Annotated in this window: 1 protein-coding gene; it reads left to right on the top strand. The window is 68.9% G+C overall.

The genetic code is table 11. The annotated features are described in order from the left end of the window. Positions 1-653: HAD-IC family P-type ATPase (locus A9X04_RS09380; RefSeq protein ID WP_156764290.1), on the top strand; the 653-nt coding region annotated here is incomplete at both ends.

The following is a 653-nucleotide window of genomic DNA, read 5'->3' as shown; positions in this document are numbered from 1 at the left end:
TTGCCGTTCGACCACGCCCGTCGCGCCACCTCGGCCCTGGTCGAGGACCATGGGAAGCGCCTCCTGGTGGTCAAGGGCGCGCCCGAGCAGATAATCAGGCGGTGCGTCAGCGCACCGGCTGAAGCTCAAAAGACTCTGACCGAATTGTTCGACGCCGGCCGCCGGGTGGTGGCCGTGGCCACCAAATCGGCGCCGGGGATGACGACGCTGTCCCGGGCGGACGAATGCGAGCTCTCGCTCGCGGGGTTCCTGGTCTTCGCCGACGAGCCCAAATCCGCCGCACGCCAATCGCTGTTGGAGCTGGCCGAGCTGGGCATCGAGCTGAAGATCGCCACCGGGGACAACCCGCGAGTGGCCGAAAAGGTCTGTGAAGAACTGGGTTTGGCCTCGAAGGGCACGATCACCGGCGCGCAGCTCGAACCCCTGGACGACGCCGCGTTCGCGTACGCCGCGCAACACCACACCATCTTCGCGCGCATCTCCCCCGAGCAGAAGGCGCGGCTGATCACCGCGCTGCGGCGCGAGGGGCGAGCCGTCGGCTTCCTGGGCGACGGGGTCAACGACGCGCTGGCGTTGCACGCCGCCGACGTGGGGATCTCGGTGGACAGCGCCACCGATGTGGCGAAGGACGCCGCCGACGTGGTGCTGCTGGA

Origin of the sequence: Mycobacterium sp. E3247, from assembly GCF_001667785.1 — a bacterium.
Taxonomy (GTDB): domain Bacteria; phylum Actinomycetota; class Actinomycetes; order Mycobacteriales; family Mycobacteriaceae; genus Mycobacterium.
The sequence above is the reverse complement of the archived record's forward strand: the minus strand, read 5'-3'. Positions and strand labels throughout refer to the sequence as shown.